The sequence below is a fragment of the Aminobacter sp. J44 genome, assembly GCF_007829415.1.
In the GTDB taxonomy this organism is placed as follows: Bacteria; Pseudomonadota; Alphaproteobacteria; order Rhizobiales; family Rhizobiaceae; genus Aerobium.
In genome coordinates, this window is the sequence record NZ_VLJG01000007.1 from 106,014 (window position 1) to 112,966 (window position 6,953).

Genomic DNA, 6,953 nt, shown 5'->3' on the forward strand with positions numbered 1-6,953 from the left:
TGCCAATGGCCGGGACTATTCATGGCCGCGCGTCTGCGCGATTGCGATCTGCCTTGACGGCTGCGANGGCCGCAGGCTGCACCATGATCGTGCGCCCGGCGGACCTCACCCCGCTTACCGCCCTTGCCCTTGGCGTTTTGGCCGAGCGCGCTGGCATTCCTGCGGGCGTGCTGCAGTTCGTGACGGGTTCSAGCCGCGTCATCGGCAAGGTGCTGACCGACTCCGAAACCGTGCGCAAGCTTTCCTTCACCGGCTCGACCGAGGTCGGCCGCGTGCTGATGGAGCAGAGCGCTTCGACCATCAAACGGCTGTCGCTCGAACTTGGCGGCAATGCGCCGTTCATCGTCTTCGACGATGCCGATCTGGACGCCGCCGTCGATGGCGCGATGATCGCAAAGTTCCGCAACGCGGGCCAGACCTGCGTGTGCGCCAACCGCATCTATGTCCAGCGCGGCGTCTATGACGCCTTTGCGGCAAAGCTCGCCGCCCGCGTTGAAGCGCTCAAGGTCGGCAATGGCCTTGAGGCCGGCACCGAGATCGGCCCGATGATCGAGGAAAAGGCGATCCAGAAGGTCGAGGCCCACATCGAGGATGCGGTGTCGAAGGGCGCGAAGCTCGTTGCCGGCGGCAAGCGCCTTGGCGGCCTGATGCTGCAGCCGGCGGTTCTCACCGGCGTTACCTCCGACATGGCGGTGACCCGCGAGGAGACTTTTGGCCCGCTCGCCCCGCTCTTTGCCTTCGACACCGAGGACGAAGTCGTGGCGCTTGCCAACGACACGATCTACGGCCTTGCCGCCTATTTCTACACCAGGGACCACGCCCGCGCGGTACGTGTTTCCGAAGGCCTCGAATACGGCATGGTCGGCCACAACACCGGCCTSATCTCSAACGAGATGTCGCCCTTCGGCGGCGTSAAGCAATCCGGCCTCGGCCGCGAGGGCTCGAAGTACGGCATCGAGGAATATCTCGAGATGAAGTACATCTGCTCGGCGATCTGAACGGATCGCCACCCATCATGAGACGTCGCTGGAAGCGCTAAAAMCCCGCCTGCGTTTTGCGCTTTTGCGTCCGGCAAACATCGCGCGGCTGCCGCCGCCCGGTTGAGCTGCCTTCTTGTGGGGACCGAAATGGACCGAGGCACGGGCGGTGGTGGAGAACCGGCCGTGCCTCGGGTTGCCGCGCAGGGAGGTCAGCGCATCTTTGCGATCCTGTGGCGCAGCCAGCCGGATGCGAGTTCGGCAAGCAGCACGAGGACGATGATGGTGAGCAGGATGGCCGCGACGCGGGTGTTTTCGAGCTGCTGCGTCGTACGCTTGAGATACCAGCCCATGCCGCCGCCGCCGAAAAAGCCGACCACGGTCGCCGCGCGGAAGGCGACGTCCCAAGTGTAGATCGCAATGCCGGTGAAAGCGACGCGGATCTGCGGCAGCACCGCATACTGGAACACCTGCAGGTTGCTCGCTCCCACCGAACGCAGCGCCTCAACCGGGCCCATGTCGATCGCCTCGAGCTCGTCAGCGAACAGCTTGCCGGCGAAGCCGACGCAGAACACGGTGAGCGCGAGTGTGCCCGCCAGCATGCCGAAACCGAGCACGGTGACGAACAGGATCGTCCAGATCGTCTCGTGAATCGAGCGGCTGCCCATGATGGCGAAGCGACCGAGCGGATAGGCGATGCGGCGGCTGATGGTGATGTTGCGCGCCGCCATCCAGGCAAGCGGGATCGCTAGGACCACGCCGAAGAAGCCGCCCAGCAGCGACATCTCGATCGTGCGCAGCACCGAATGCAGGAAGCTGTCATCGAGAACATAGTCGATGTCCGGCGGGAAGTAGCGGGKGGCCAAAATCTCCCACAGCCGCGGGAAAGCGCCGATGATGCGGTAGAGGTCAATGTTGAGGAAAGCGATTGACCACGACAGGAAGGCAAGCACCGCGATCAGAACCGCAAAGCGGATTGTCGAGCGCGGATGCTTGTAGCGCGACCACCTGCGAACCGGGGCGGGCATGTGACCGTCAGCTGAAATGGCTGTCATCTGCGCCTCCTCCTAGATCACGGCCTTGCGGGCATAGTGGGAGATGACCTCGCCAATGGCGATCAGCACCAGCACCGCCAGCACCACCAGCGTGACGCCGCCATAGTTGAACATCGCCATCTGCCGGAAGAAGACGAGGCCGAGACCACCCGCGCCGACCAGTCCCATGATTGCGGAGCGGCGAATGTTGATGTCCCATTCGAAGATGATCGTGCCGATCACCACCGGCAGGATCTGCGGCAGGATGCCGTAATACATGACCTGGAACTGGTTGCCGCCGACGGCGCGGATCGCTTCGACCGGCTTGGGGTCGATGTTCTCAATGGCTTCCGCCGTGATCTTCGAGATGAAGCCGACCGAGCGCATGGCGACCGCGAGGATGCCGGGCAGCGCGCCGAGGCCGACAGCGCCGACGAACAAGAGCGCCCAGATGATCTCGTGGATCGAGCGCGACAGCACCATCAGGAAGCGGCCGAGCGGATAGAAGATGTAGCGGTTTGGTGTGACGTTGTAGGCGCCGAACCAGGCGACCGGCAGCGAGAAGACGCAGCCGAGCAGCGTGCCAAGCGTCGCCATCATCATCGTCTCGAGCGCCGGTACGATCAGCGAGGGGACCAGCCCCCAGTCGATCCAGAAGAAGCGCTCGAGCGTGCCAATGATGCCGAGCGCGCCGCCCATGCGCGCCCAGTCAGTGTCCACCATTACGGTGTCCCAGATGCACCAGCCCAGTACGACGGCGATGCACGCGGCGATCACCCAGTTATTGACCCGGCGCCGGCGCTTGCGCTCGACATAGGAAAGATACGGCGCGCCCTGAAGCCCGACGGCGGCAACCATCACAGCACCTCCATCGCATAGATTTCGTCGAGGTCCTGCTTGCGCATGCCCTCGGCCGGCCCGTCGAACTTCTTGTAACCGTCCTGCAGGCCGATGATGCGGTTGCAGGTTTCCAGGGCCAGCTGCACGTCGTGAATGTTGCACAGCACCGGCACCCGGAACTCGCGCGCCAGCTCCTTGATCAGGCGCATTACGTCGCGCGAGATTTTTGGGTCGAGCGCGGAGGTCGGCTCGTCGAGGAGCAGGATTTCCGGCTTCTGCATGAGCGCGCGGGCGATGCCGACACGCTGGCGCTGGCCGCCGGACAGTTCGTCCGCGCGCTTGTCGACATGGTCCTGCAGGCCGACACGCTCGAGCAGCTCCAGCGCCCGCTCGATATCCTCGCGCGGAAACACCTTGAAGAGGCTGCGGAACGCGCCAGTATAGCCGAGCCGGCCGGACAGCACGTTGTCCATCACCGACATGCGATTCACCAGGTTGAACTCCTGGAAGATCATGCCGATCCGCCGGCGCATCCGGCGCAGCTCGCCGCCGTTCAGCTTGCGCACATCCTGGCCGAACAGGATGATGTCGCCGTCGCTTGCCTCGACCAACCGGTTAACGCAGCGGATCAGCGTCGACTTGCCGGCGCCGGATGGGCCAATGACGGCGCAGAAGTCGTCGCCGTCGACGGCAAAATCAATGCCCTTGAGGATCTGAGGCCCGCTCGCCGAGTAGCTTACCTTGAGATTGCGAACTTCCAGTACCGGCACCGGTCTCTCCCTTTCCGCCGGAAGGCCGTTCTCCTCCCGGCCTTCCGCGAAATTCCGTTCGTGTCTCACTTGCCTTCCGCCGCCTTCTCAGCTTCGACCAGCATGCGGATGATGTCGTAGTCCTTGTCCTCCATCGGCACGAACTTCGTCGACTTGATGCCGTCGAACAGCGGTTTGGCGTCGGGATTCTCGTGCAGCGTCAGGAAGGACTCCCGGATCGCGGCCTTGATCGGCTCGCAAAGATCGTTGCGATAGACCATCGGGTCCTGCGGAATGATGTCGGATTCCCAGAGGACGCGGAAGTCCGAAGGCTTGGCCAGCTCGCGGTCGATGACGTTGTCGAGGCGGTGGGTGGCGACGAAGGCGCTGTCGACGCGTCCTTCCTTCACGGCAAGCGCCGACTGGTCATGGCCACCGGTATAGACGACGCGCGAGAAGTACTGTTCGATTTCCGGGCCGGTCTTGACCACCTCGCCGAACACCATGCGCGGCATCAGGTTTCCGGAGGTGCTGGCCGGATCGGCAAGGCCGACGACGGTGCCCTTGAGGGAATCGATGCTGTCGAACTTGGACTCAGCGCCAACAAGCAGCACCGCGCGGTAGCCCGGGCCTTCCTCCTGGAAGTGGCCCTTGGTCTTGGTGTAAGTAGCGAAGACTTCGAGCTTCGGGTCCTTTTCGTGCGCCAGCACGTAGGAGTTCGGGCCGTGCACGCCCACATGCACCCAGCCATTCACCATGCCCTCGATCACCGAGGCGTAGGAGGTCGGCATGAAGAACTCGATGCTCTTGCCGGTCTTCTCCTTCATCGCCTTCAAAAGCGGCTGGTAGATGTCGAGCTCCTGCGTGGTCTCCTCGGTCGGGATGATCGAGAACACCAGCTGGCCGGGATCAACGCATTCCTGGGCATAAGCGTGGGCAGAAATACCTGCGACGGCGGTCGCTGCCGCAAGCGTGGCAGCAAATTTCCTCAGCGACTTCATCTTCTCCTCCATGATGACAAAAGTCGGGGGCTATTGTTCGGCTTCTCCTCCCGGCCGCTCCCCTATGCGGCCGATGCCTTTTCCTCCAGCCCGGCAGCGACCAGCAGTTCCTGCCGCTCACCGATGAAGTTCTGTCCGCGCTCTCCCTCGAAGGCGCTTTCGATCAGTTCCCGCCACTCGGCTTCCTCAATTCCATAGTGACGATAATCCGTCGCAACCCCAAGTTTCGAGAGGGTTGTCTCAAGGCGTTCTGCCGCGCCAGCCGCATCGCACCCGAAAATCGCGCGCAGGCCCTCCTCGCAAATGCCGCCATGGCCGGCGACGCTGCGGATGATCATTGGGAGGCTGAACGAACAGGCAATGCCATGCGGCACACCGTGGCGCAGGGTGATCGGATAGGAAAGCGAATGGGCAATTGCCGTCTTGGTGTTGGAGAAGGCAAAACCGGCCAGCGTGGCCGCCCGCGCCATGCGCTCGCGCAACTGCGGGTTGCGCAGGTCGCCCGCGAGAGCGGGCAGCGTCGACAGTACGCCGCGCGCGGCGGCCACTGCATGCGCCATCGACACGGGGTTGGCGTTGCGGTTCCAGAGGCTTTCGAGCGAGTGGGAGAGGGCGTCGAGGCCAGTCTGGATCGTCAGGTCCTTCGACTTGCCGATCATCAGCGCGGGATCGACCAGCGCATATTGCGGATAGAGCGCGGGATGGGCGAGCGAATATTTCACGCCGTTCGCGTTGTCCCAGACCGTGCCCCAGCAGGTTACCTCGCTGCCGGTCCCCGCAGTCGTCGGCACGGCGATCAGCGGCCAGGGATTGATTGTGTCGGCACTTGCGCGCTTCTTGAGATACGCCTCCATCGCGTCGAAGTTGCCGCGCGCGGCGGCAAACACCTTGGCCGAGTCGATCACCGAGCCGCCGCCGAGCGCGACGATCACCTCCGGCGCCGTCTTAAGCCCGGTAAAGCGTGCCGTCTGGTGCCGCAGGTGGTCGATGTCCGGATTGGGCGCAATGTCGTCGATGATCAGCACCGGCTCACCTGCGCGCTTCGCCAGCTCCTCGGTCAGCCCGCGGAAATAGGGCTCACCGTAGGTGACCAGCGCATAGCTGCGGCCTGAAATCAGGTTGCAGAGCTCGGAGAAGCTTCCCTGACCGAAACGAACATCGACTGGGTTGCGATAAGACCACACGACACTTTCCTGAGTTGTTTTCATTCAGGTGCAGAAAGGTCGCCGACATTCGGTCCATTGACTAATACAAATCCTGTGTGATTAGCATAGACCGTGTCTATAGTTTTCACCCACCTCCGCTCCTTCAATGCAGTCGCCGAAAACGGCGGCTTTACTGCGGCCGCGCAGGCGCTGAACATCAGCCAGCCGACTGTGACGACGCAGGTACGCGACCTTGAAGAACGCTACGGTGTCGAGCTTCTGGTGCGGCGCGGCCGGCGCGTCGAGCTCACCGATACGGGCGCCGCGCTCTACGAGATCAGCCGCCGCATCATGCGCCTGCACGAAGAGGCGAGCGAGCTTCTGCAGAACAGCGGCCACATGACGATCGGCGCGCTGCGGGTCGCCGCTGTCGGCCCGTTCCACGCCACCGAAATGGTCGCGCGCTTCCTGCAGGACTATCCGCAGATCAACGTGTCGATGCTGCTCGGCAATTCCGACCAGACGCTGCAGCGGATCCTCGAACTGGAAGCGGACGTCGCCATCCTCGCCCATGTTATTGATGATCCGCGCGTTTTCTCGATCCCCTTCAGTACCCACGAGGTCGTCGTCTTCGTCGATACCGACCATCCCTGGGCCGGACGGGACACGGTGAAGATCGGCGAGCTTGCCACGCAGCGGCTGATCCTGCGCGAGACCGGTTCGACCACCCGGCGCGCGCTGGCGCAGGCGGCCGAGGCCGCGAATGTCGAGATCCGCCCGTTCCTCGAGATTGGCAGCCGCGAGGGAATCTGGAAGGCGGTCGAGCGCGGGCTCGGCATCGGCGTCGTCGCCGACTTCGAGTTTGTGCCGCATCCCCGCCTTACCACGATCCGTTTTGCCGATGCCGACGTGCGCACCGAGTACCGGCTCGCCTGCCTGCAGGAGCGGCGCCAGGCGCCGCGCATTGCCGCCTTCTTCCGCTCAGTCCTTGGGAAGAACATCGCGCTCGACCCATAGTCTACTTCAATAGGAAGCATCCAGAATAACGATTTGGCGAATGGGTGCTCGCCTCGTTAGGCTACTGCTCGAAGAAGCAATTCGAGGCTGAGGATATGAACCAGCACACTCCCGTCAGCGTCACTGCCAATGGCCGGGACTATTCATGGCCGCGCGTCTGCGCGATTGCGATCTGCCTTGACGGCTGCGA

Annotated in this window: 6 protein-coding genes and 1 pseudogene; 2 read left to right on the forward strand and 5 right to left on the reverse strand. The window is 63.4% G+C overall.

Annotated features, from left to right (window positions below; all coding sequences use genetic code 11):
- Positions 1-62: 62 nt before the first annotated feature.
- Positions 63-998 (forward strand): annotated as a pseudogene (locus tag L610_RS04225) (aldehyde dehydrogenase family protein); the annotation flags it as partial.
- Positions 999-1,189: 191 nt separating this feature from the next.
- Here the strand turns inward: L610_RS04225 and phnE (L610_RS04230) are convergent.
- The 5 genes from phnE (L610_RS04230) to psrA all read right to left on the reverse strand — a co-directional run bounded on the left by phnE (L610_RS04230) (position 1,190) and on the right by psrA (position 5,785).
- On the reverse strand, positions 1,190-2,032 hold the full coding sequence (gene phnE, locus L610_RS04230; protein ID WP_210245992.1) for a phosphonate ABC transporter, permease protein PhnE: 843 nt from the start codon (positions 2,030-2,032) through the stop codon (positions 1,190-1,192).
- A 12-nt stretch (positions 2,033-2,044) separates the two neighbouring features.
- Positions 2,045-2,869, reverse strand: coding sequence for a phosphonate ABC transporter, permease protein PhnE (gene phnE, locus L610_RS04235; protein WP_024850001.1), 825 nt, complete (start codon positions 2,867-2,869; stop codon positions 2,045-2,047).
- The gene (gene phnC / locus L610_RS04240) at positions 2,869-3,621 is read right to left on the reverse strand and encodes a phosphonate ABC transporter ATP-binding protein (RefSeq protein WP_024850002.1); all 753 of its coding nucleotides are present in this window, start codon (positions 3,619-3,621) and stop codon (positions 2,869-2,871) included. Before phnC ends, phnE (L610_RS04235) begins: the two co-directional genes overlap by 1 nt.
- Positions 3,622-3,686: 65 nt before the next feature.
- Positions 3,687-4,601 carry a phosphate/phosphite/phosphonate ABC transporter substrate-binding protein gene (locus L610_RS04245; RefSeq protein ID WP_034331163.1) on the reverse strand — a complete coding sequence of 305 codons (915 nt, stop codon included), beginning with the start codon at positions 4,599-4,601 and terminating at the stop codon, positions 3,687-3,689.
- A 62-nt stretch (positions 4,602-4,663) separates the two neighbouring features.
- Entirely contained in the window at positions 4,664-5,785 is a 1,122-nt protein-coding gene (gene psrA / locus L610_RS04250; RefSeq protein ID WP_024850004.1) for an iron-containing alcohol dehydrogenase PsrA, read from the reverse strand.
- 93 nt (positions 5,786-5,878) lie between these two features.
- Between psrA and L610_RS04255 the strand changes: the two genes are divergently transcribed.
- Positions 5,879-6,763 (forward strand): LysR substrate-binding domain-containing protein, encoded by an 885-nt coding sequence (locus tag L610_RS04255; RefSeq protein WP_024850005.1) that lies wholly within the window; start codon positions 5,879-5,881, stop codon positions 6,761-6,763.
- Positions 6,764-6,953 lie beyond the last annotated feature (190 nt).

Coding starts and splice junctions, on each gene's coding strand:
- phnE (WP_024850001.1), bottom strand. CDS start 2,869: ATGGTTGCCGCCGTCGGGCTTCAGGGCGCGCCGTATCTTTCCTATGTC.
- L610_RS04245 (WP_034331163.1), bottom strand. CDS start 4,601: ATGAAGTCGCTGAGGAAATTTGCTGCCACGCTTGCGGCAGCGACCGCC.